The sequence below is a fragment of the Lonsdalea iberica genome (assembly GCF_002111585.1).
GTDB lineage: Bacteria > Pseudomonadota > Gammaproteobacteria > Enterobacterales > Enterobacteriaceae > Lonsdalea > Lonsdalea iberica.
Genome location: NZ_LUTP01000033.1, coordinates 1 through 22,304 on the forward strand (window position 1 = coordinate 1; position 22,304 = coordinate 22,304).

Here is a 22,304-nt window from a genome sequence, read left to right on the forward strand (position 1 = left end):
CAGTCTCGGCAACATGGCTGGGGAGATGCAAATAAAGCCAATTGGTTTACTTTTCTTATAAATTTCCTGAGTGAGTATTTTTAATTCTTCATCGACCTGGCACTCGCTTCCACGGGTCGCAAAATCGCTTAAATTTTTCGCCGCGCCGAAACCTCCGGGAACAATCAGCGCATCGAGCTGGTCCGCGTCAGCCGCGGAAAGAGGCTGGATTTTTCCACGTGCGATCCGGGCTGATTCCGCAAGGACATTACGCTTTTCGTCAGTCACTTGGCCGCTAACATGGTTCACGACATGCCGCTGATCTTTGTCCGGCGCAAAGCAGATTGCTTCGGCTCCAGCACGGTCTATTGCAAGTAGAGTCAAAACCGCTTCGTGGATTTCTGAACCATCGTAAACACCACATCCGCAGAGTACGACACCGACTTTTTTCATCATTAAGTCCTCATTTCATTACATCAACTAATTGATTTTTTAATTGACAAACACTAATCTACATCACACATTTTAAGGATACTCGTAACGAGCAACGCCATTTTGTTATGTTGTCAGTTACGTGAAATGTATTACTGCACTTGCGAGCTAACAAACCTGAAATCAATAGCAGGTGTACCAGTTTCCCTGGTGTTGGCGCATAATTCGCGCACCCCGGCTTCGGTCGGGGTCATTTTTTTTCCGCCTGATCAACCCACGCTTTCAACACGTCAACATCATGACGCCAATCTTGTTTCAACTCATCAATCCATTCATGCACATTGTCCCACCATGCAGGCAACGTCGTAGTTTGAATCTGTTGCGCCACCTGCTGCAGATGCCGTAACCCGACAGAACCTGCCGCGCCTTTGATTTTGTGACCTTCCTCCGCAATGCCCTTCTGGTCGCGCGCCGTCATGTTGGACTCCAGCACCGCCAGATAACTCGGCATCATCTGCTCAAACATCTCCAGGCTCTGGTGAATCAGCGAGGGGCCAACCAAATCCAGATACTGCTGCAACATGGCGACGTCCAGCATCGATTCAGCTGCGGAGGCATCGACCGTTCCATCGGCGGTAGCCTCCGGCTCGCTATTTTCGGGAGTATCCCAATACTGTTTGATGATCGCCGTAAGCGCGGGAACCGCCAGCGGTTTGCTCAGCACGTCGTCCATGCCCGCATCCAGATAGTCTTTTTTGTCTTTCAGTACGTTGGCGGTTAGCGCCACCAGCGGCGGCAACGTTTGCTGACCGTAACGGGCGCGCAGCTCTCTCGCCACATCCAACCCGGTCATATCCGGCAATTGGATATCCAGCAGCACCAGATCGAACTCGTCAGGGTCGAACATCGCCAGCGCTTCCCGACCGGTCATCGCCACGTCGACGCTGCTGCCCAGTTTCTCCAGCACCGAGCGCGCGACGACGACATTCAGTTCGATATCTTCCACCAGCAGTACATGCAATGCCGGCAACGGCAGCGTTTCATCGCCGTTCTCATTCGTTGCCGCCTCTTCCACAATCGGCGCGGACACCGTCAGCGTGAAGCGGGAGCCTTCGCCCAATTTGCTGGCGACCTGGATGTCACCGCCCATGTTTTGCGCGAGCCGCTTGGAAACGGCCAGACCAATGCCGGTGCCGGTTGCCGGTTTACCGCCGTTCTGGTCCTTGACCTGGTAATACATAGAAAAGATTTTTTCGAGCTCGTCATTCGGTATACCCATGCCCGAATCCGCGACCTCGAAACGCAAAACGTCGTGCTGATCGTGCCCAACGCGGATCACAACCTTACCCTTCTGGGTAAATTTCACGGCGTTGCTCAGTAGGTTCCACAGAATCTGCCGCAGACGCGTGCCATCGGTGATGAGGCTTTTCGGCAGCGGCTGTTCGAGAACCATTTCCAGCTGCAAACCCTTAGGTTCGGCCAGAAGGCCGCCCAGATTTTCCAGGTCGGCGACGAATCCAATGAAATCCACCGGCTGGTTATCCAGTTGGACCTTACGACGCTCCTGTTTGTCCATTTCGATGACGTCGTTGAAGATATTGCCGAGGGTGATAGCGCTGACGTGAATGGTTTTGAGGTATTTCCGCTGCTCCGCATCCAGATGGGTGTCGAGCAGAATGCGGCTAAGACCGACAATGCCGTTAAGCGGCGTACGAAGCTCGTGGCTGATCGTTGAGATGAAGGTCGTCTTCTCCCTACTGGCCTTCTCTAACGCGTCCTGGTAGCGCTTACGTTCCGTTATATCGCGGCCAAAACCCATCAGCCCATGTCGCTTGCCCTGTCGATCGTAAAACGGCACCTTGCGCAACTCGAAACAGGATTTGCGGCCGTCCGGGTACACCAGCCACTGTTCATAGGTCAGAGACACGTTGTGGCGAAACACTTTCTCGTCCGTCTCGACGACTTTGGCCGCAATATCCTGTGGATAGACATCGAAGGGCGTCAGGCCGATCATTTGCTTCTGGCTCTTGCCCAACAGTAGCTCCATCGCGCGGTTGCAGCCGGAAAACGCTTTATTTTCGTTGCGGTAGTAAACCAGATCCGGCGACGCATCAAGGAACGAGCGCAACAGCGCCGACTGCTGCTCCAGCTCCACCTGCGCCTGTTCGCGCCGCGCCATTTCCTCGCGCAGTTTGCTGAGCATCTCAAGGCGCGACTTTTCGGCCTTGATGCGGTCGGTGATTTCCTGATTGAGCTGAGCGATGTTGTTTTGCAGCTTCGCGTTCAGATCCTGATCGCGATGCCGCATCACCTCTAATTTGGCCACCAAACGCGACAGGCGCTGTCGAGACTCTTCAAGCTGCTCAACCACTACCGACAGGAAATAAACTGCCCAGGGCGTGATTAGAAGCCCAAAAAAGATGGATCGCACCACGTCGATGCGTTCGACCTGACCGCTGAGCAGCATGGTCACCGCCATCTGGACCACCAGCGCCAACAGCACCAACGCGGAAGCCAGTAGAATGGAAAAGCGAACCAGCCCAAGTCTTACCATTAAATCAACGTAATACTGGGCTAACAGCCGGATTTGCTTCATAGAATTTTTCCTTCATCGAGATCCCGCAAATCATACCGTAAAAGTCATGATGCGCGGGAAATGAGCAGAGGATTTAAAAACGAGGTGTAGCGTCAGGCGGGAACAAAACGAAAGGCGTCGCCCAGAGCGGAACCCTGAACGCCATACTGCGACAGATAGCGGTCGATCTCCACCATACCGGTCCAGCGATTTTCACACCACAGGGGGGCCAGCAAGGTCGGTCGACGGGCGCTGGCGGAGATGCGGTGAAAGACCACGTTCGCAGGCGTATGGCGGATCATTTCACCGGCCGTTTCCACGTACTGCGCCAGCGGCAGTTCCGGCAATCGTCCCGCACGCCAGGCCTTGCCCATGATGCTGCCGTCAACGATATGCAGCGGGTGCAGTTTCAAACCGTCGACGCCTGCGTCAACCACGCGGCGCAGGGTGGACAAGCAACTCTTCTCGTCCTCGCCCGGTAGGCCGACAATCAGGTGTGTGCAAACGTTGAGGCCGCGTTCTCTGGCGCGGCGCGTCGTCTGCTGATAGCAGTCAAAAGTATGACCGCGGTTAATGCGGTGTAATGTCTTGTCGTTGGCCGTTTGCAGGCCCAACTCCAGCCAGACCTCGTAACCCTGCTGGCGATACTCTGACAGCAGATCCAGCACGGCGTCCGGAACGCAGTCAGGCCGGGTGCCCACGCACAAGCCCACCATATCGGCTTGTGCCAGTGCCTCGCGATACATTGACGCCAGAACCTGTACCTCGGCATAAGTGCTGGTGTAGGCCTGGAAATAGGCCAGATAGCGCTTGGCCCGGTTGACTTTACCGGCCTGAGCGGACAGCTGCTCGGCGATGCTGCGCTGTTGCATCTGTTCGTCGGCGAACGAAGCCACATTGCAAAATGTGCAGCCTCCCCGACCTAATGTGCCGTCGCGATTTGGGCAATTAAAACCGCCATGCAGAGTCAACTTGTGAATTTTCTCGCCATAACGACGCTGGAGATCGCCGCCAAACATGTTGATTAATCTTTGTAATTGCATATTCTGACTCTCCTCCTCCGCGGGAGGTGCAGCCTACCGTTTCCTCACTCAGCCTGCGATGACGCCGATCAAGTCCTCCTCCCTACCCCAACCTGAATAACTATTCTTTTTCTGTGCAAATAAATTCACAAATAGCTTGATTAATTTTGCTAATCACCTGCTTGTGTCGCATTAGAAATTGACCAGAGATAAAAAAACAGTGGCATGAGTTAAAAAACGGAAAGCTACCAGAATAAGATGCCATCAAGTCGAGATATCGCAGCACGTCGGGACAGCAATCCGGCTTTCTTACAGTGATACAACTCACATTTCATCCGGACTCCGCATAGATACAATGTCTTCTTTTTATTGATAAAATCCTTATTTATCATAATCATAAGTAAATATTATCCTTGAAATACCGATTTATGTAGGGGATTTGACCTGAACAGGGTTTCTCGCTAATTTGGGAAATGGCTGGAAGCTTTCCTGACGAGACTACGACTCGTCATATTTATGCAGTAACAAGAAGACTCCCTCATCAAGCACGTCATCACCCCTTGTGAGACCGTCACGAGAGTCCGGAAATAGAGAGCGACATTTTCCGCTGAGATATTCACTCTTAGCGAGGTGTCGCTCGCGGTAAAGTCGCCTGCATTAGGTTGGCGATGAGGCAGTCATACAGAGCCCGGGGAGGTTCATTCATATGTTGTACGATGCATCCCAAGAAAAAGACAACTGTGGCTTCGGACTAATCGCCCATATAGAAGGTGAGCCAAGCCATAAGGTCGTGCGTACCGCCATTCACGCACTGGCCCGTATGCAGCACCGTGGCGCGATCCTTGCCGACGGCAAGACCGGCGACGGCTGCGGCCTGTTACTTCAGAAACCCGATCGTTTTTTCCGCCTGGTCGCGGAAGAGCGTGGCTGGCGGCTGGCGAAAAATTACTCCGTCGGCATGATGTTCCTCAGCCAGGACGAAGCGGTCGCCAAAGCGACCCGCCGAATTGTGGAAGAAGAGCTGCAGAACGAGACGCTGTCCGTTCTGGGCTGGCGCGAAGTGCCGACCAATCCGGATGTTCTGGGTGAAATCGCCCTCTCCTCCCTTCCGCGTATCGAACAGATTTTTGTTAACGCGCCTGCCGGCTGGCGCCAGCGCGATATGGAGCGACGCCTGTTCATGGCCCGTCGCCGCATTGAAAAACGCGTGCAGGATAAAGATTTCTACGTGTGCAGCTTCTCCAACCTGGTGACAATCTATAAAGGTCTGTGCATGCCGGCGGATCTGCCGCGCTTCTATCTCGACCTGGCCGATCTTCGTCTGGAATCCGCTATTTGCCTGTTCCATCAGCGTTTTTCGACCAATACCGTGCCACGCTGGCCGCTGGCGCAACCCTTCCGTTATCTGGCTCACAACGGCGAAATCAACACCATCGCCGGCAACCGCCAGTGGGCGCGCGCGCGTGCTTACAAATTCAAAACGCCGCTGATCCCGGATCTACGTGACGCCGCGCCGTTCGTCAATGAAACCGGTTCGGACTCAAGCTCGCTCGATAACATGTTGGAGCTGTTCCTGGCCGGGGGTATGGACATCGTGCGCGCCATGCGCCTGCTGGTCCCGCCCGCCTGGCAAAACAACCCGGATATGGATCCTGAGCTGCGCGCGTTCTTCGACTTCAACTCCATGCACATGGAGCCGTGGGATGGTCCGGCGGGGGTGGTATTGTCCGACGGCCGCTACGCCGCCTGTAACCTTGATCGTAACGGGCTGCGTCCGGCGCGCTACGTCATCACGACCGATAAGCTGATCACCTGCGCTTCCGAAGTAGGGATCTGGGACTACCAGCCGGATGAAGTGGTGGAAAAAGGCCGCGTCGGTCCCGGCGAACTGATGGTGATCGACACGCAGGAAGGACGCATCCTTCACTCCGGCGAAACCGACAACGACCTGAAGAGTCGTCATCCTTACAAAGAGTGGATGGAGAGAAACGTCAAACGCCTGGTGCCGTTCGAAGAGATGCCGGACGATCTGGTCGGACAGCGCGATATGGACGACGTGCAGCTTGAGGCCTATCAGAAGCAGTTCGGCTACAGCAACGAAGAACTGGACCAGATCCTGCGCGTGCTCGGCGAGAACGGCCAGGAAGCAACCGGCTCGATGGGCGACGACACGCCGTTTGCGGTGCTGTCCAGCCGTCCCCGCATCGTCTATGACTACTTCCGCCAGCAATTCGCGCAGGTCACCAACCCGCCGATCGATCCGCTGCGGGAAGCCCATGTGATGTCGCTCGCCACCTGTATCGGCCGTGAAATGAACGTCTTCAGCGAAGCGGAAGGACAGGCCTATCGCCTAAGCTTTAAATCGCCCATTTTGCTCTACTCCGATTTCAATCAGCTGATCCATCAGGATCAGGAGCACTACCGCGCCGACCAGATTGACCTCACTTTCGATCCAGAGCACCAGACGCTGCAGGAAACGATTGAGAAACTGTGTGACGAGGCAGAAAGCAAAGTGCGCGACGGCACCGTGTTACTGGTACTGACCGACCGAGCGATCGCCAAAGATCGCTTGCCGGTGCCCGCCCCTATGGCTGTGGGAGCGATTCACAGCCGTCTGGTCGAACAGAGTCTGCGCTGTGACGCCAACATCATCGTTGAAACGGCGAGCGCCCGCGATCCGCACCATTTCGCCGTGTTGCTCGGCTTTGGCGCGACCGCGATTTACCCCTATCTGGCGTACGAAACGCTGGCCCGCATGGTGGACAACCGCACCATCGATAAAGCGCGCCGCGTTGTGATGCTGAACTACCGTAACGGTATCAACAAAGGCCTGTACAAGATCATGTCCAAAATGGGCATTTCCAGCGTGGCATCTTACCGCTGCTCAAGGCTGTTTGAAGCGGTCGGCCTGCATGAAGACATTACCCGCAGCTGTTTCCCTGGCGTAGTGAGCCGCATAGGCGGCGCCAACTTCAGCGACTTCGAGCAAGATCTGCGGAATCTGGCTAAGCGCGCGTGGCTGAAACGCCAGCCGCTTGAACACGGCGGCCTGCTGAAATTCATTTATAACGGCGAATATCACGCCTATAACCCGGACGTCGTAACAACGCTGCAAACGGCGGTCCAGAGCGGCGAATACGGCGACTATCTGCATTACGCCAAGCGGGTCAACGAACGTCCGGCGGCGACGCTACGCGACCTGCTGGCGCTGAAGCCGCAGGAGAAAAGCACGGCCATCGATCTCGATCAGGTAGAACCAGCATCAGCGCTGTTTAAACGCTTCGACACCGCCGCGATGTCCATCGGCGCGCTCAGTCCGGAAGCGCACGAGTCGCTGGCTGAGGCCATGAACACGCTGGGCGGCTACTCCAACTCCGGCGAAGGCGGAGAAGACCCGGCGCGTTATCGCACCAATAAAGTGTCGCGCATCAAACAGGTGGCCTCTGGCCGCTTCGGCGTTACCCCGGCCTACCTGGTCAACGCCGACGTGATTCAGATTAAGGTGGCTCAGGGCGCGAAACCGGGCGAAGGCGGTCAGTTGCCGGGCGACAAGGTGACGCCTTACATCGCCAGATTGCGTTATTCCGTCCCCGGCGTAACGCTGATTTCGCCGCCGCCGCATCATGATATCTACTCTATCGAAGATCTGGCGCAGCTGATCTTCGACCTGAAACAGATCAATCCGACAGCGATGATTTCGGTGAAACTCGTTTCCGAGCCCGGCGTGGGCACTATCGCCACCGGCGTCGCGAAAGCCTATGCCGACCTCATTACCATCGCCGGCTATGACGGCGGCACCGGCGCCAGCCCGCTGACCTCCGTGAAGTATGCGGGCTGCCCGTGGGAGCTCGGTCTGGTCGAAACGCAGCAGGCGCTGGTGGCGAACGGTCTGCGTCACAAAATCCGCCTGCAGGTGGATGGCGGACTCAAAACCGGGCTGGATATTATCAAGGCCGCGATCCTGGGGGCGGAAAGCTTCGGCTTCGGCACCGGACCGATGGTCGCGCTCGGCTGTAAATACCTGCGGATCTGCCACCTGAACAACTGCGCTACCGGCGTGGCCACGCAGGACGACAAGCTGCGCCGCGACCACTATCACGGTCTGCCGGAACGCGTGATCAACTATTTCCATTTCATCGCGCGGGAAACCCGTGAGCTGATGGCCGAACTGGGCGTCAGCCAATTGGTGGACCTGATTGGCCGTACCGACCTGCTGACGGAGCTGGACGGGTTTACCGCCAAGCAGAATAAACTGGATCTGGCGCCGCTGTTAAAGACAGCAACGCCGCATCCGGGCAAAGCGCTTTACTGTACCGAAAACAACCCGCCATTCGACAAAGGCGTGTTGAACAAGGCACTGCATGAGCAAGCCGAGCCTTACGTCGAAGCCAAACAGAGTAAGACGCTGTACTTCGACATTCGCAACACTGACCGCTCCGTCGGCGCCACGCTCTCGGGGGCTATCGCTGAAAAATATGGCGATCAGGGACTGGCCAGCGATCCGATCAAAGCCTACTTCACCGGCACCGCGGGCCAGAGCTTCGGCGTCTGGAACGCGGGCGGCGTGGAGCTGACGCTGACCGGGGACGCCAACGACTATGTCGGTAAAGGTATGGCGGGAGGCATGATTGCCGTCCGTCCGCCTGTCGGCTCCGCCTTCCGCAGCCATGAAGCCAGCATCATTGGCAACACCTGCCTTTATGGCGCCACCGGAGGCAAGCTGTTTGCCGCCGGACGCGCGGGGGAACGTTTCGCCGTGCGTAACTCCGGGGCCATTACCGTGGTGGAAGGGATCGGCGACAACGGCTGTGAATATATGACCGGCGGTATCGTCTGTATTCTGGGACGCACCGGCGTGAACTTCGGCGCCGGGATGACCGGCGGGTTCGCCTACGTGCTGGATGAAGACGGTGAGTTCCGTAAGCGCGTTAACCCAGAGCTGGTCGAAGTCCTGAATGTCGATAGCCTGGCGATCCACGAAGAACATCTGCGCGGCATGATCACCGAACATGTTCAGCACACCGGCTCATCACGCGGCGAAGAAATCCTCGCCAACTGGCCGGTATGGGCGGCGAAGTTTGCACTGGTGAAACCCAAGTCCAGCGATGTGCAGGCGCTGTTAGGTCATCGTAGTCGTTCCGCAGCCGAGCTGCGGGTTCTGGCGCAGTAAGAGGTCATCATGAGTCAAAACGTTTATCAATTCATCGACCTACAGCGCGTAGATCCGCCAAAAAAACCGCTGAAAGTCCGAAAAATTGAGTTCATTGAAATTTACGAGCCATTTTCAGAAAGCCAGTCCAAAGCCCAGGCTGACCGTTGTCTGTCGTGCGGCAACCCTTACTGCGAATGGAAGTGCCCGGTGCATAACTACATTCCCAATTGGCTTAAGCTTGCCAATGAGGGACGCATTATCGAGGCTGCCGAGCTTTCTCATCGGACCAACAGCCTGCCTGAGGTTTGCGGACGCGTTTGTCCGCAGGATCGCCTGTGTGAAGGTTCCTGCACGCTGAACGATGAGTTCGGCGCGGTCACTATCGGCAACATCGAGCGCTACATCAACGATAAAGCCATCGAGATGGGCTGGAAGCCAGATATGTCCGGCGTTCAGGCCACCGGCAAGAACGTGGCGATTATCGGCGCCGGTCCGGCTGGTCTGGCTTGTGCAGACGTCTTGGCCCGCAATGGCGTCAAAGCCCATGTCTATGACCGTCATCCGGAGATCGGCGGCCTGCTGACATTTGGCATTCCCGCCTTCAAGCTGGAAAAAAGCGTGATGACCAAGCGCCGCGAAATTTTCTCCGGCATGGGCATCGAGTTTCATTTGAATACCGAAGTGGGCAAAGACATACAGCTGACCGACCTGCTGACCAATCACGACGCCATCTTCCTCGGCGTCGGCACCTATCAGTCCATGCGTGGCGGACTGGAGAATGAAGATGCGCCGGGGGTTTACGACGCGCTGCCGTTCCTGATCGCCAACACTAAACAGCTAATGGGCTTCGAAACGGCTTCGCCGGAAGCCTATGTTTCGATGGAGGGCAAACGCGTCGTCGTGCTGGGCGGAGGCGATACGGCGATGGACTGTGTGCGGACCTCAATTCGTCAGGGCGCGGCGCATGTAACCTGCGCCTATCGTCGTGACGAGGAGAACATGCCGGGTTCGCGCCGTGAGGTGAAGAATGCGCGCGAGGAAGGCGTTGAGTTCCGATTCAACCTGCAGCCGATAAGCATCGAAACCAACGAAGCAGGCAACGTCTGCGGCGTGCGCATGGCGCGCACCGAGTTGGGTACGCCAGATGCCAACGGGCGTCGCCGACCGGAGATCGTTGCAGGCTCGGAGCACGTTTTGGAGGCCGACGCGGTCATCATGGCATTCGGTTTTCGTCCGCACAGAATGGACTGGCTGGCTGAGCACGATGTGGCTTTGGATGATCAGGGGCGCATCGTCGCTCCGGAAGAGAACGACAGCGCTTTCCAGACCAGCAACCCGAAAATCTTCGCCGGCGGAGATGCGGTGCGCGGCTCCGATCTGGTCGTGACCGCGATTGCTGAAGGCCGTAAGGCCGCAGACGGGATCCTAAACTATCTCGACGTCTGATTAGCTATCTTTGATAGAGCAAGGGCGGCCATCGGGCTGCCCTTTTTACTGGCGGGTCAGGCTAACCCTGAGATTGATACGAATCCAAAATATCCTGCTCCGTCATTTCTGGCGTTTGCTGAGTAAAAGCGTAAAAACTCGGCTTTTTGTCGATATAGATTTGCGACACCATGCGGGTGTTCTCATCGCTGCCGAACAGTCCCACCGGCACGAAATAGGTCACCGGCGTCAGCTGCTTGTAAAACAAGTGCGAGCCACACTGACGGCAAAATGCGCGCTCCGCCCACTCTGAAGACCGGAAATAGGAGACAAAGTCCTTACCGTCGATAACAAGATCATCTTTGCAGTCAATCGACATCAGCGGGCCACCGCTCCAGGTCTGGCACATACCGCAGTGGCAAACGGAAACGTCATGGATATTGCGCTCGGTGGATAGCGTGACTGCACCGCATAAACAACGTCCTTCCATTTCCAGTCCCCTTTAAACGAAAAAAATAAACATCAATTTCAAGACAAAAGTATGTCTCTATTTTGTTTAGATAGACAATGCTGGGGGGATGAAATAAGGAAAGTGAAAGCGATATCGAAAGGATTTTTGGATATAAAAAAGGGCACTTGCATCGTGCCCTTTTGTACTGAGTTACTTCACCACCCGCAGCGCAGGACGCCCGCCGCGAGGCGGCGAAGGGGGTTCGTCGTCCGGCGTTTCATTGCCGGAGGGGGTGGTTTCAACATCGTCGACCGTACGTAACGATGGCTTGTGCGGCTCATCATCCTGTACCAGCGCGTCATCAGCGCCCTCACCGGCTTCATAGGCAGGTTCAGGCTCGAACATGGTGCCTGCGCCGTTTTCACGGGCGTAGATCGCCATGACCGCCGCCATTGGCACCATCACCTGGCGAGGAACGCCGCCGAAACGAGCGTTAAAGCGTACAAGGTCGTCAGCCAATTCAAGATTGCCCACGGCAAGCGGCGCAATGTTGAGCACTATCTGGCCGTCGCGGGCAAACTCCATCGGCACCTGCACACCGGGCAGCGAGACGTCCACCACCAGATGCGGCGTAAGCTGGTTATCAAGCAGCCAGTCATAGAAAGCGCGTAATAAGTACGGGCGGCGCGGTGATAGCTGAGACAGAGCCATGTATCTTAACCTCGGGTCTGTAACCGGATTTCGCGCTCGGCTTCGGTCAGGGAAGCCAGGAAAGCGTCGCGTTCAAAGACGCGCGTCATGTAGCCTTTCAGCTCCTTGGAACCCGACCCGCTCAGTTCGATGCCCATCAACGGCAAACGCCACAATAACGGTGCCAGGTAGCAATCCACCAGGCTGAACTCTTCGCTCATGAAGTAAGGCGTTTCATTGAATACCGGCGCAATGGCCAGCAGCTCTTCGCGCAGTTGTTTACGTGCCGCGTCGGCCTGCGCCGCTGTACCGGTGAAGATGGTTTTCAACAGCGAATACCAGTCTTGCTCGATGCGATGCATCATCAGACGGCTGTTGCCGCGTGCGACTGGATAGACAGGCATTAGTGGCGGATGCGGGAAACGCTCATCCAGATATTCCATGATGATGCGGGATTCATACAGCGTCAGTTCACGATCCACCAACGTCGGGACGGAACCGTAAGGGTTGAGGTCAATGAGATCCTGCGGCAGATTATCCGCATCTACCTGTTCGATCTCGACACTCACTCCTTTTTCCGCCAGTACTATACGTACCTGATGGCTGAAAATATCGGACGGGCCGGAAAACAGCGTCATTACCGAACGTTTGTTGGCAGCGACAGCCATGAAAACCTCCAAGTTTATCGAGAAAATACGGCATAGAACCGATCGAATATTATCCTGCAGGCCTTGCCGCGTTTGAACTTCTTACTGGAGTAAGAAACCGCTGACGACAGCTGTCGTTTTATCAAAACTTACTAGCTGGCAAACAGGTACAAAACCGGCGATTAGTGTATCAGATTTTGTTCGTTTTGGGGGGATATAAGCGCCAATTCATCGTTAACCATAAGGAATTAAAGAGAATTTTTTAGACGCTCGGAGAAACAGGCAAAAAAAACCCGGTGACGAGCACCGGGTTTCTGACGTTGATTTCGCTGCAAAGCAGCCGGAAATTAACGTTTGGAGAACTGAGGACGACGACGTGCTTTACGCAGACCGACTTTCTTACGTTCAACCTGACGAGCATCACGCGTAACGAAGCCAGCTTTACGCAGCTCAGAACGCAGAGACTCATCATATTCCATCAGTGCACGGGTGATACCGTGACGGATTGCACCAGCCTGACCGGAAATACCACCACCTTTAACAGTGATGTACAGATCCAGTTTGCCAACCATGTCGACCAGTTCCAGCGGCTGACGAACTACCATACGGGCAGTTTCACGACCGAAGTACTGATCCAGGCTGCGCTGGTTGATAACGATGTTGCCACTGCCCGGTTTGATGAACACGCGAGCGGCGGAGCTTTTGCGGCGACCAGTGCCGTAGTATTGATTTTCAGCCATTGCCTATAATCCCGATTAAATGTCCAGAACTTGCGGTTGCTGTGCCGCGTGATTGTGCTCGTTACCCGCGTAAACTTTCAGTTTACGGTACATAGCACGACCCAGCGGGCCCTTCGGCAGCATGCCTTTAACCGCGATTTCAATCACACGCTCAGGACGGCGGGCAATCATCTCTTCAAAGGTCGCCTGTTTGATACCACCGATGTGGCCGGTGTGATGGTAGTACACTTTGTCAGAACGTTTGTTGCCGGTGACAGCAACTTTTTCAGCGTTCAGGACGATGATGTAATCACCAGTATCAACGTGCGGAGTGTATTCCGCTTTATGCTTGCCGCGCAGACGACGAGCCAGTTCAGTAGCGAGACGGCCCAAAGTCTTACCGCTCGCATCAACAACGTACCAGTCGCGTTTTACGGTTTCTGGTTTAGCTGTAAAAGTTTTCATTAAAAGCTTACCCAATTTAAGTTACACGTTGGTGAACACACAAACGCTTCAATAAATAGTGTTGAGGTTCACACGGCTATCTAGTCCAGCAAACCTACCCCTTCGAATAGCTATTGCCAGCGCGATTAAAGTTTCGGGAAAAAAACTTTGTTGTAACGTGGGGTCGCAGGATTATAGAGAAGCCGACATCAAAAATCGACCTTTTTTCTACCACATTGATAGAAAAGGCGGCAGCACCCTTTACGACAAATGGGGCAGTTGAAGGTAGTCTTCGCTTTGCATCTCCTGCAACCGGGACAGGCAACGGCGGTATTCGAACACCAGACGAGCGCCCTGATAGAGATCGGCCATCGGCACCTGTGCCGACATTATCAGCTTCACCCGGCGCTCGTAAAATTCATCGACTAACGCCAGGAAACGCCGCGCGATGTCCTCCTCCGCCTCGCCCATCACTGTGACGTGATCCAGTAGCACGCAGTGATAACGCTGAGATAACGCAATGTAGTCGTTTTGGCTGCGCGCATCGGCGCACAACGTGGCGAAACTTACCGCCAACACGCCGTTACGGCTGCCCAGCACAGGCATCGCACGGTGGTTTATCTCCAGCGTTTCACCCTCGGGCGTGTGCCCAGAGAGATCCGTGAATATTTGCCGCATCGCATCGTCGGCATGCGCATCAAGCGGAGAAAAATAAAGGTGAGCTTGCCGCAGCGTTCGCTGTCGATAATCAATGCCCGCATCGACATTGACCACGGCGCAGTTCTGCTTAATCAGCTCAATGGCCGGTAAAAAGCGCGACCGCTGAAGGCCGTTACGATAAAGCTCGTCCGGCGGAATATTGGACGTCGCGACCAGCGTGATGCCTCGCGCGAACAACGCGCCGAGCAGCTCGGCCAGCAGCATGGCGTCGGTGATATCAGAGACGAAAAATTCATCGAAGCACAGCACATCGGTCTGCGCTTTGAATTCATCCGCTACCTGCTCCAGCGGGTTTTCGTGTCCCTGTAGCCGATTCAGCGCTTCATGAACTCGCAGCATGAAGCGATGGAAATGAAGACGCAATTTGCGCTCGCCGGGCAGGCTGTGGAAAAACAGATCCATCAACCAGGTTTTCCCCCTCCCCACACCGCCCCACAAATATAGCCCTTCGACGGGCGCCTGCGCTGGCTGTTTTTTCCTGCCGAGACGCTGAAGCCAGCTTAACGGCTCGCTGGCCTTAGATGCCTGCTGACGCGCCGCCAATGCGCGGTGGATATCGTCAAGCCGCAGCACCGTTTGGCGCTGCACCTCATCCGGCTGATAATCCTGCGTCGCTAAAGCCTGCTGGTAAAGCGTTATCGGCGTCATATTCTGCATGGCGGCCAGATCCCTATGAAGAGGAGATAATCGGTCTTTTCTCGTTGAAGAACCTTAGTTTAGCGTCTAAATCATAGCACTTAACGCCCCCACAGCGGCTTACGCTCACCAACTGCTTTATTACATCCTGTTTCAGGACTCCACTCTGGCAAGCTTAGCGGTTATAGTGACTATTATTGAGTGAAAAATACGACGGAAAAACGAAGTCAAATAGGAGTCATTATGACCTGGGAGTACGCGCTGATTGGATTTGTTATCGGTGTCATCATCGGTGCGGTGGCGATGCGCTTCGGCAATCGCAAACTGCGCCAGCAGCAGGTACTGCAACACGAGCTAGAGAAGAGCAAAGCCGATCTGGAGCAATATCGTCAGGAGCTTGTGGGTCATTTCGCCCGTAGCGCCGAGTTGCTGGACAACATGGCGGACGACTATCGCAAGCTGTATCAGCATATGGCTAAAAGCTCGAACGATCTGCTTCCTGAAGGGCAGTCACGCGAAAATCCGTTCAACTATCGTCTGACAGAAGCCGAATCAGACAACGATCAGGTGCCGGTGAAGATGCCCCCGCGTGATTACTCGGAAAGCGCCTCCGGACTGCTGCGCAGCGAAACGCCGTTGCGGAAATAATTCCTCTTCTTCCCCACGCGCGGGGCATTTCTTGCCCCGCTCTTCTCTTCCGCGGCGCAGGCCGCTCCTTACATTTCACGAATAAAACCGCAATGAACTTTACACGTGAATAGTCGGTCTGACTCTTCACCACAAGATTGAGTTTATATATCATCATTTTATTTCTACGCAGGTCGAGAGAGAGTTAACAATCAATGAAAAAGACATCGATGTTATTCAGCGCACTAGCCATTAGTATCGGACTGTCCCTATCTACGCTGCCTGTTGCCCAAGCCGCTCTACCTGCGGTCGTCGCCGGTCAATCGCTGCCGAGTCTGGCCCCCATGCTGGAAAAAGTCCTGCCCGCCGTCGTCAGCGTCCATGTGGAAGGCACTCAGGTTCAAAATCAGCGTATCCCGGAAGAGTTTAAGTTCTTTTTTGGCCCCAACGCGCCGGCCGAAAAACAGAGCCGTCCGTTTGAAGGACTTGGCTCGGGCGTCATCATTGATGCCGCCAAGGGTTACGTACTGACCAATAACCACGTGATCAACAATGCGGACAAAATTCGCGTCCAGCTGAATGACGGCCGTGAATATGATGCCAAGCTCATCGGTCGCGACGCGCAAACGGATATCGCCTTGCTGCAGTTGAGCGACGCGAAAAACCTGACCGCCGTGAAGATGGCGGATTCCGATCAGCTCCGCGTCGGCGACTTCGCCGTCGCCGTCGGCAACCCCTTCGGTCTGGGTCAAACCGCCACCTCCGGCATCATCTCTGCGCTGGGCCGTAGCGGTCTGAATCTGGAAGGGCTGGAAAACTTCATTCAGACCGATGCCTCCATCAACCGCGGCAACTCCGGGGGCGCGCTGGTCAACCTGAACGGCGAGCTGATTGGGATCAATACCGCGATTCTGGCGCCCGGCGGCGGCAATATCGGCATCGGCTTCGCCATCCCCAGCAACATGGCGCAGAACCTGACTCAGCAGCTGTTGGAGTTCGGGGAAGTCAAACGCGGCCTGCTTGGCATTAAAGGCAGCGAAATGACCTCTGAAATGGCCAAGGCCTTTAAGGTGGACGCACAGCGCGGCGCGTTCGTCAGCGAGGTCTTGCCGAAATCCGCGGCGGCCAAAGCCGGTATCAAGGCTGGCGACGTTCTGGTCTCTCTGGACGGTAAGGCGATCAACAGCTTCGCTGAACTGCGTGCCAAAGTGGGTACCACGGCTCCGGGTAAAACCGTAAAAATCGGCCTGATTCGCGACGGTAAACAGCAAGAGGTTTCCGTCGTTCTGGACAACAGCGCCAACGCGTCCACTAACGCCGAAACGCTGTCTCCTGGCCTGCAGGGCGCCACATTGACAGACGGTCAGTCGAAGAATGGCGGCAAAGGCGTCGCAATTGACAACATCGCCAAAGACAGCGCCGCGAGTAAAATTGGTTTGCAGAAAGGCGACGTCATCATCGGCGTTAACCGTGAACGCGTGGAAAACATCGCCCAGTTGCGCAAGATATTGGAAGCCAAGCCAACCGTATTGGCTCTGAATATCATCCGCGGGGATGAATCGATTTATCTACTATTACGCTGATCCCGCTAAAAACTGGACGCCGCGCCGTGCGGCGTCCTACCATCTTTGTTATCCTGCGCTTTATTCTTCTTTAAGTCCCAAACGCTCATGTTAACCAAACTGATACGCTCAGCATTGATTGGTGTCGTCGTGGCCGCGATCTTGCTGTTGGCCCTTCCCGCACTGCGCTCCAGCAGCCTAGTGCTGAAAGAGGAGACATCGACGCTGAACGAGGCGCCCGTCAGCTATTACCAGGGGGTGCGCCGCGCCGCGCCAGCGGTCGTTAACGTCTATAATCGGGCTGGCGGCAAAGACGAACTCAACGTCCGCACGCTGGGTTCGGGCGTTATCATGAACAACAAGGGCTATATTCTTACCAACAAACATGTCATCACAGACGCCGAACAAATCGTCGTCACGTTGCAAGACGGCCGCCTGTATGAGGCGCTGCTGGTCGGCTCGGATACGCTGACCGATCTGGCGGTACTTAAAATCGAAGCCACCAGCTTGCCGGCGATCGCCATCAACGATCACCGGACCGCCCACGTCGGCGATGTCGTGATGGCCATTGGCAACCCCTACAACCTGGGACAAACCATCACACAGGGCATCATCAGCGCCACCGGGCGAGTCGGGCTCAGCTCATCAGGCCGTCAGAACTTTCTCCAGACCGACGCTTCCATCAACCGGGGCAACTCCGGCGGCGCGCTGGTCAATACGCTAGGAGAACTGGTCGGCATCAACACCCTGTCTTTTGATAAGAGCAACGACGGCGGAACGCCGGAAGGAATTGGCTTTGCGATCCCTGTCGCGCTGGCGACGAAAGTGATGGGTAAGCTCATTCGCGACGGTCGAGTCATCCGCGGTTACATCGGCATCAACGGCGCCCAGATTGAACGAGTGGGCAACAAGAATGCCGGACTGGAGCGCCTGCAGGGCATCATCGTCAGCAAAGTCGAGCAGGACGGTCCAGCGGACAAAGCGGGCATCAAGCAAGACGATCTGCTGCTGAAAGTGAACAACAAACCGGCGCGGTCAGTCATTGAAACTATGGACCAGGTGGCGGAGCTGCGCCCCGGCACGGTGATCCCGGTCGTAATTTTCCGCGACAACAAAGAGATGACGCTCGACGTGACCATTCAGGAATTCCCGGCGAACTAGCGCGTAACGTCACGCTTTGCCGCTCACAGAACGAGAAACGGGACGACGGCCTCACGGCTATCGTCCCGTTTTTTAAGGCCGAAGAAACTTACTCCGCGCCCGCGATGCGTTCGATGTTCGCGCCAAGACCACGCAGCTTATCTTCGATACGCTCATAACCGCGATCGATGTGGTAAATGCGATCGACCAGCGTCGCGCCATCCGCGATACAACCCGCCAGCACCAGACTCGCCGATGCCCGTAGGTCGGTCGCCATGACCTGTGCGCCCGAGAGTTTTTCCACGCCGTGGCAGATAACGGTGTTGCTCTCAATCTCCGCCTGCGCGCCCATACGGATCAGCTCAGGGATATGCATGAAGCGGTTTTCGAAGATGGTTTCCGTGATCACGCCAGTGCCTTCCGCCACCAGATTCAGCAGGCTGAACTGCGCCTGCATATCGGTTGGGAAGCCTGGGTGCGGCGCGGTGCGGATCGTTACGGCTTTGGGACGCTGACCATGCATGTCCAGACTAATCCAGTCTTCGCCGATTTCGATATCCGCTCCGGCTTCGCGCAGCTTAGCCAGCACCGCATCCAGCGTATCAGGACGCGTACTGTGGCAGACGACTTTACCGCGAGAAATCGCGCCGGCGATCAGGAAAGTGCCGGTTTCGATGCGGTCAGGCAGCACGCGATAAACGCCGCCGCCCAGACGCGCTACCCCATCGATGACAATACGGTCGCTGCCCGCGCCGCTGATTTTGGCGCCCAGCGTATTCAAGAAGTTGGCCGTATCGACAATTTCCGGCTCACGGGCCGCGTTCTCGATAATGGTCTGACCTTCCGCAAGCGTAGCCGCGCTCATGATCGTCACCGTGGCGCCCACGCTCACCTTATCCATGACGATATGCGCACCCTGCAAACGCCCGTCAACATGGGCCTTAACGTACCCTTCTTCCAGGGTAATCTTTGCACCAAGCTGCTCCAGACCGTTGATATGCAGGTCGACCGGACGCGCGCCGATAGCGCATCCGCCCGGCAGGGAAACCTGTCCCTGACCAAAGCGTGCCACCAGCGGCCCCAAGGCCCAGATGGAGGCGCGCATCGTTTTCACCAGCTCGTAAGGCGCGCAAAAAACGTTGACGCCGCTGGCATCGACATGGACGGAACCGTTGCGTTCCACACGAGCGCCGAGTTGTCCGAGCAGCTTCATCGTGGTGTCGATATCCCGCAGTTTCGGGACATTCTGTATTTCTACCGGTTCTTCAGCCAACAGCGCGGCGAACAAGATCGGCAAAGCCGCATTTTTAGCCCCGGAGATAGTGACTTCACCAGAGAGCCGGGTCGGCCCCTGCACACGAAATTTATCCATAGTGACGATTTCTCAATAATTCAGTTCAATAGCGCCGCGCTATTTAGAAGCCGCTGAGCTTGCGATCGCGCTGCCACGCTTCGGGGGTATAAGCCTTGATAGACAGGGCGTGAATACGGTTGTCCGCGATATATTCCATCAGCGGCGCATAGACCGTCTGCTGCTGTTTGACGCGGCTCATGCCGGCGAATAAATCACCGACCGCAATCACCTGAAAATGGCTTCCATCGCCGGATGCATGAACTTCCTGAAGTGCCAATGCGTTCATCAGCACGGATTCGATTTCTTTATTTTCCATCGCTCTCGATTCTACGTCTGGGGGGATGATAAACAGCGGGTATCTTAGAGGAATCCGCCGCTATCTTAAACAAAAGAAATCCCCCGTTGCGCAAAAGGCAATGGGGGAAGAAGGGCCGTAAACACCGAGCATTAGCAGGTTGTCTGCACTGGAATGACGTCGTTTAGGTTATACAGATCGATCAGCGTTTTCAGCCGGTCGCTCACCCCGATGATCCGCAGCTCGCGGCCCTTCTGCGTCTGCTGGTGATAAAAATGCACCAACAGCGCCAGACCTGCGGAGTCCACCCGCTGTAGCTGGCTGACGTCCAACCCGACCACGTTCTCCAGCAATGCCTCGCGCTGTTGCCAAAGCGGCAGCAACGTTTCACGATCTAAATCGCCTTGCAGCGTCAGCGTGCCTGCCTGCGATTGCCAGTTCAGTGGATCAGCCATTTTTCTGGTCCAGCGTGATCGGCTGCTGTGCAGAAATTTGTAGCTGGCGGGTTAGCCCGTCGACACCCTGCTGGCGCAGTATCGACGCCCATTCGTTCTGTTTGGTCGTAATCATGCTCACACCTTCGGCGATCATGTCATAGGCCTGCCAGTGGCCGGTCTGACTGTTCTTGCGCCACTGAAAGTCGAGCCGCACCGGCGGGCGCCGCCGTTATCAACGATCGTCACGCGGATAGACACGATGTTGGCATCCCCCAACGGTTGCTGGGGCGCGATCTGGTAGGTCTGCCCGTGATACAGCGCCAGCGCCTGACCGTAGGCCTGTTCGAGATAAGCGGAGAACGCCTTGAAGTAGGCTTCGCGTTGGGCGGGCGTCGCCCCCTTGTAATATTGTCCCAGCACCAGCGCGCCAGCATATTTCACCTGCACATAGGGCAGTAGCTCTTCACGTACGATATTGCGCAGGTAATTGGGATTCTGACGGATACCCGGCTGTTCATTCTTCAGGCGGTCAAAGGTTTTCTGTGCGGCATCAGCCATCAGGCTGTAAGGATTGGTCTGGTCGGCGGCAAGCGCCGCGGGGGCCATCACCAGCAGCGCCGCCGCCATGAATAAACGTTTCAACATGCAGATATCCTCTTAAGAATGTGGAGTCACGGGGGTGTTCTGGGATTCCGGAGCGCTGGCTGGCGCACTGCCGTTCGGCTCAGCATGCTCGTTGCTGCCGCCGCTCTTATACAGGAACTGCCCGATGAGGTCTTCCAGCACCATCGCCGATTTGGTGTCCTGGATTGTACCGCCGTCCTTGAGGATCGACGTCCCCATATCCGGGTCTTCAAAGCCCATATTCAACGCCAGATACTGTTCTCCCAGCAGGCCAGACGTACGAATCGCCAATGAACTGGTATCCGGAATATGATCGTAGCGTTTGTCGATCGCCATCGTGACCCGCGGTAAATACGTTTTTTGATCCAGGTCGATGCTGTCCACCCGACCGATGACGACGCCGCCGACTTTCACCGGCGAACGCGCTTTCAGACCGCCGATATTATCGAACGTCGCCGACAAACGATACGTCTGCTGGTGCCCCAACGTGTTCAAATCGGCCACTTTCAGACAGATAAAGATAATGGCGCCCAGCGCAATCAGCATAAACACGCCGACCCAGATTTCATGTTTCTTCGTTTGCATCACTTAGTTCCCAAACATCAGTGCCGTCAGCAAAAAATCCAATCCCAGAACCGCCAGCGATGAATGCACGACGGTACGCGTCGTTGCACGGCTAATCCCCTCTGACGTCGGGATCGCGTCATAACCGTTAAACAAAGCGATCCAGGTTACGGTAATCGCAAAGGCCACGCTTTTGAGCAGGCAGTTTACGATATCCAGCCGCCACTCGACGGCGCCTTGCAAGGCCGACCAGAAAAAGCCGCTATCAATGCCTTTCCAGTCCACGCCCACCAGCGAGCCGCCCCACACACCGACGGCGACAAAAATCACCGTCAGCAGCGGCATGCAGATCACCCCGGCCCAGAAACGCGGCGCGACTACGCGACGTAACGGGTCGACCGCCATCATTTCCATGCTGGACAACTGCTCAGTCGCCTTCATCAGGCCGATTTCCGCGGTCAGCGCCGATCCTGCGCGACCGGCGAACAACAAGGCGGTCACCACCGGCCCCAGTTCACGCAGTAGCGATAGCGCGACAATCATGCCGAGGCTGGCTTCCGCGCTGTAGGTCGTGAGCACCAGATACCCCTGCAGGCCCAGCACCATACCGATAAAGAGCCCGGACACCATGATAATCAATAGCGATTGTACGCCCACGCTGTACAGCTGGCGGCGGAGCAGCGGCCATTGTCTGGCGAACTCCGGTTTGCCCACCAGCGCATTGAACAGCATAAGTCCCGCGCGTCCGAACGACGTGCAAACGTTAATGCCGACGCGTCCAAAAGACGCTAATGCCTGAAATAGCATGA

19 protein-coding genes and 1 pseudogene are annotated in these 22,304 nt (G+C 55.9%); 5 read left to right on the top strand and 15 right to left on the bottom strand.

What is annotated here, in order from left to right; all coding sequences use genetic code 11:
• The 3 genes from elbB to mnmL all read right to left on the bottom strand — a co-directional run.
• On the bottom strand, positions 1 to 432 hold a 432-nt coding region (gene elbB / locus AU511_RS12445; RefSeq protein WP_094109899.1), incomplete at its 3' end, for an isoprenoid biosynthesis glyoxalase ElbB.
• A 229-nt stretch (positions 433 to 661) separates the two neighbouring features.
• Positions 662 to 3,007: an aerobic respiration two-component sensor histidine kinase ArcB gene (gene arcB / locus AU511_RS12450; RefSeq protein ID WP_094109884.1), complete on the bottom strand. Its 2,346-nt coding sequence runs from the start codon at positions 3,005 to 3,007 to the stop codon at positions 662 to 664.
• A 92-nt stretch (positions 3,008 to 3,099) separates the two neighbouring features.
• Complete coding sequence (gene mnmL / locus AU511_RS12455) at positions 3,100 to 4,029, bottom strand: tRNA modification radical SAM protein MnmL/YtqA (protein ID WP_094109885.1); 930 nt, start codon at positions 4,027 to 4,029, stop codon at positions 3,100 to 3,102.
• Positions 4,030 to 4,714: 685 nt separating this feature from the next.
• On the opposite strand from mnmL, the gene gltB reads away from it, so the two are divergent.
• Positions 4,715 to 9,178, top strand: a complete 4,464-nt coding sequence (gltB, locus tag AU511_RS12460) for a glutamate synthase large subunit (RefSeq protein WP_094109886.1) — start codon at positions 4,715 to 4,717, stop codon at positions 9,176 to 9,178.
• A 9-nt stretch (positions 9,179 to 9,187) separates the two neighbouring features.
• Positions 9,188 to 10,606: a glutamate synthase small subunit gene (locus AU511_RS12465; protein ID WP_094109887.1), complete on the top strand. Its 1,419-nt coding sequence runs from the start codon at positions 9,188 to 9,190 to the stop codon at positions 10,604 to 10,606.
• 61 nt (positions 10,607 to 10,667) lie between these two features.
• On the opposite strand, the gene AU511_RS12470 is transcribed toward AU511_RS12465, so the two are convergent.
• From AU511_RS12470 to zapE, 6 genes are all read right to left on the bottom strand, one after another.
• Positions 10,668 to 11,075 (bottom strand): GFA family protein, encoded by a 408-nt coding sequence (locus tag AU511_RS12470; protein WP_094109888.1) that lies wholly within the window; start codon positions 11,073 to 11,075, stop codon positions 10,668 to 10,670.
• Between the two features lie 171 nt (positions 11,076 to 11,246).
• The gene (gene sspB / locus AU511_RS12475; protein WP_094100748.1) at positions 11,247 to 11,747 is read right to left on the bottom strand and encodes a ClpXP protease specificity-enhancing factor; all 501 of its coding nucleotides are present in this window, start codon (positions 11,745 to 11,747) and stop codon (positions 11,247 to 11,249) included.
• Positions 11,748 to 11,752: 5 nt separating this feature from the next.
• On the bottom strand, positions 11,753 to 12,394 hold the full coding sequence (gene sspA, locus AU511_RS12480; RefSeq protein ID WP_094100747.1) for a stringent starvation protein SspA: 642 nt from the start codon (positions 12,392 to 12,394) through the stop codon (positions 11,753 to 11,755).
• 326 nt (positions 12,395 to 12,720) lie between these two features.
• Positions 12,721 to 13,113, bottom strand: coding sequence for a 30S ribosomal protein S9 (gene rpsI, locus AU511_RS12485; RefSeq protein ID WP_026740710.1), 393 nt, complete (start codon positions 13,111 to 13,113; stop codon positions 12,721 to 12,723).
• Positions 13,114 to 13,128: 15 nt separating this feature from the next.
• Positions 13,129 to 13,557: a 50S ribosomal protein L13 gene (rplM, locus tag AU511_RS12490; RefSeq protein WP_026740709.1), complete on the bottom strand. Its 429-nt coding sequence runs from the start codon at positions 13,555 to 13,557 to the stop codon at positions 13,129 to 13,131.
• Between the two features lie 240 nt (positions 13,558 to 13,797).
• Positions 13,798 to 14,913, bottom strand: a complete 1,116-nt coding sequence (zapE, locus tag AU511_RS12500; protein WP_094109889.1) for a cell division protein ZapE — start codon at positions 14,911 to 14,913, stop codon at positions 13,798 to 13,800.
• A gap of 222 nt (positions 14,914 to 15,135) precedes the next feature.
• Between zapE and zapG the strand changes: the two genes are divergently transcribed.
• From zapG to degS, 3 genes are all read left to right on the top strand, one after another.
• The gene (gene zapG / locus AU511_RS12505; protein WP_094100745.1) at positions 15,136 to 15,540 is read left to right on the top strand and encodes a Z-ring associated protein ZapG; all 405 of its coding nucleotides are present in this window, start codon (positions 15,136 to 15,138) and stop codon (positions 15,538 to 15,540) included.
• A 194-nt stretch (positions 15,541 to 15,734) separates the two neighbouring features.
• Positions 15,735 to 17,102: a serine endoprotease DegQ gene (gene degQ, locus AU511_RS12510; RefSeq protein WP_094100744.1), complete on the top strand. Its 1,368-nt coding sequence runs from the start codon at positions 15,735 to 15,737 to the stop codon at positions 17,100 to 17,102.
• 87 nt (positions 17,103 to 17,189) lie between these two features.
• Complete coding sequence (gene degS, locus AU511_RS12515; RefSeq protein WP_094109890.1) at positions 17,190 to 18,242, top strand: outer membrane-stress sensor serine endopeptidase DegS; 1,053 nt, start codon at positions 17,190 to 17,192, stop codon at positions 18,240 to 18,242.
• Between the two features lie 88 nt (positions 18,243 to 18,330).
• On the opposite strand, the gene murA is transcribed toward degS, so the two are convergent.
• The 6 genes and pseudogenes from murA to mlaE form a co-directional block, all read right to left on the bottom strand.
• Positions 18,331 to 19,593 (bottom strand): UDP-N-acetylglucosamine 1-carboxyvinyltransferase, encoded by a 1,263-nt coding sequence (gene murA, locus AU511_RS12520; RefSeq protein ID WP_094109891.1) that lies wholly within the window; start codon positions 19,591 to 19,593, stop codon positions 18,331 to 18,333.
• A gap of 43 nt (positions 19,594 to 19,636) precedes the next feature.
• Positions 19,637 to 19,891 (bottom strand): BolA family iron metabolism protein IbaG, encoded by a 255-nt coding sequence (ibaG, locus tag AU511_RS12525; RefSeq protein WP_094100742.1) that lies wholly within the window; start codon positions 19,889 to 19,891, stop codon positions 19,637 to 19,639.
• Between the two features lie 131 nt (positions 19,892 to 20,022).
• Positions 20,023 to 20,325, bottom strand: coding sequence for a lipid asymmetry maintenance protein MlaB (mlaB, locus tag AU511_RS12530; protein ID WP_094109892.1), 303 nt, complete (start codon positions 20,323 to 20,325; stop codon positions 20,023 to 20,025).
• Positions 20,318 to 20,952, bottom strand: a pseudogene (mlaC, locus tag AU511_RS12535) (phospholipid-binding protein MlaC). The gene mlaB and the pseudogene mlaC overlap by 8 nt, the downstream one beginning before the upstream one ends.
• 12 nt (positions 20,953 to 20,964) lie before the next feature.
• Positions 20,965 to 21,516 (bottom strand): outer membrane lipid asymmetry maintenance protein MlaD, encoded by a 552-nt coding sequence (gene mlaD / locus AU511_RS12540; RefSeq protein WP_094100740.1) that lies wholly within the window; start codon positions 21,514 to 21,516, stop codon positions 20,965 to 20,967.
• 3 nt (positions 21,517 to 21,519) lie between these two features.
• A complete protein-coding gene (mlaE, locus tag AU511_RS12545) occupies positions 21,520 to 22,302 on the bottom strand; it encodes a lipid asymmetry maintenance ABC transporter permease subunit MlaE (protein WP_094109893.1) in 783 nt (260 codons plus the stop codon).
• Between the last annotated feature and the right edge of the window lie 2 nt (positions 22,303 to 22,304).

Coding starts and splice junctions, on each gene's coding strand:
- mlaD (WP_094100740.1), bottom strand. CDS start 21,516: ATGCAAACGAAGAAACATGAAATCTGGGTCGGCGTGTTTATGCTGATT.
- ibaG (WP_094100742.1), bottom strand. CDS start 19,891: ATGGAAAATAAAGAAATCGAATCCGTGCTGATGAACGCATTGGCACTT.
- degQ (WP_094100744.1), top strand. CDS start 15,735: ATGAAAAAGACATCGATGTTATTCAGCGCACTAGCCATTAGTATCGGA.
- AU511_RS12465 (WP_094109887.1), top strand. CDS start 9,188: ATGAGTCAAAACGTTTATCAATTCATCGACCTACAGCGCGTAGATCCG.
- rplM (WP_026740709.1), bottom strand. CDS start 13,557: ATGAAAACTTTTACAGCTAAACCAGAAACCGTAAAACGCGACTGGTAC.
- degS (WP_094109890.1), top strand. CDS start 17,190: ATGTTAACCAAACTGATACGCTCAGCATTGATTGGTGTCGTCGTGGCC.
- arcB (WP_094109884.1), bottom strand. CDS start 3,007: ATGAAGCAAATCCGGCTGTTAGCCCAGTATTACGTTGATTTAATGGTA.
- rpsI (WP_026740710.1), bottom strand. CDS start 13,113: ATGGCTGAAAATCAATACTACGGCACTGGTCGCCGCAAAAGCTCCGCC.
- sspA (WP_094100747.1), bottom strand. CDS start 12,394: ATGGCTGTCGCTGCCAACAAACGTTCGGTAATGACGCTGTTTTCCGGC.
- AU511_RS12470 (WP_094109888.1), bottom strand. CDS start 11,075: ATGGAAGGACGTTGTTTATGCGGTGCAGTCACGCTATCCACCGAGCGC.
- mlaE (WP_094109893.1), bottom strand. CDS start 22,302: ATGCTATTTCAGGCATTAGCGTCTTTTGGACGCGTCGGCATTAACGTT.
- sspB (WP_094100748.1), bottom strand. CDS start 11,747: ATGGCTCTGTCTCAGCTATCACCGCGCCGCCCGTACTTATTACGCGCT.
- mnmL (WP_094109885.1), bottom strand. CDS start 4,029: ATGCAATTACAAAGATTAATCAACATGTTTGGCGGCGATCTCCAGCGT.
- mlaB (WP_094109892.1), bottom strand. CDS start 20,325: ATGGCTGATCCACTGAACTGGCAATCGCAGGCAGGCACGCTGACGCTG.
- gltB (WP_094109886.1), top strand. CDS start 4,715: ATGTTGTACGATGCATCCCAAGAAAAAGACAACTGTGGCTTCGGACTA.
- murA (WP_094109891.1), bottom strand. CDS start 19,593: ATGGATAAATTTCGTGTGCAGGGGCCGACCCGGCTCTCTGGTGAAGTC.
- zapG (WP_094100745.1), top strand. CDS start 15,136: ATGACCTGGGAGTACGCGCTGATTGGATTTGTTATCGGTGTCATCATC.
- zapE (WP_094109889.1), bottom strand. CDS start 14,913: ATGCAGAATATGACGCCGATAACGCTTTACCAGCAGGCTTTAGCGACG.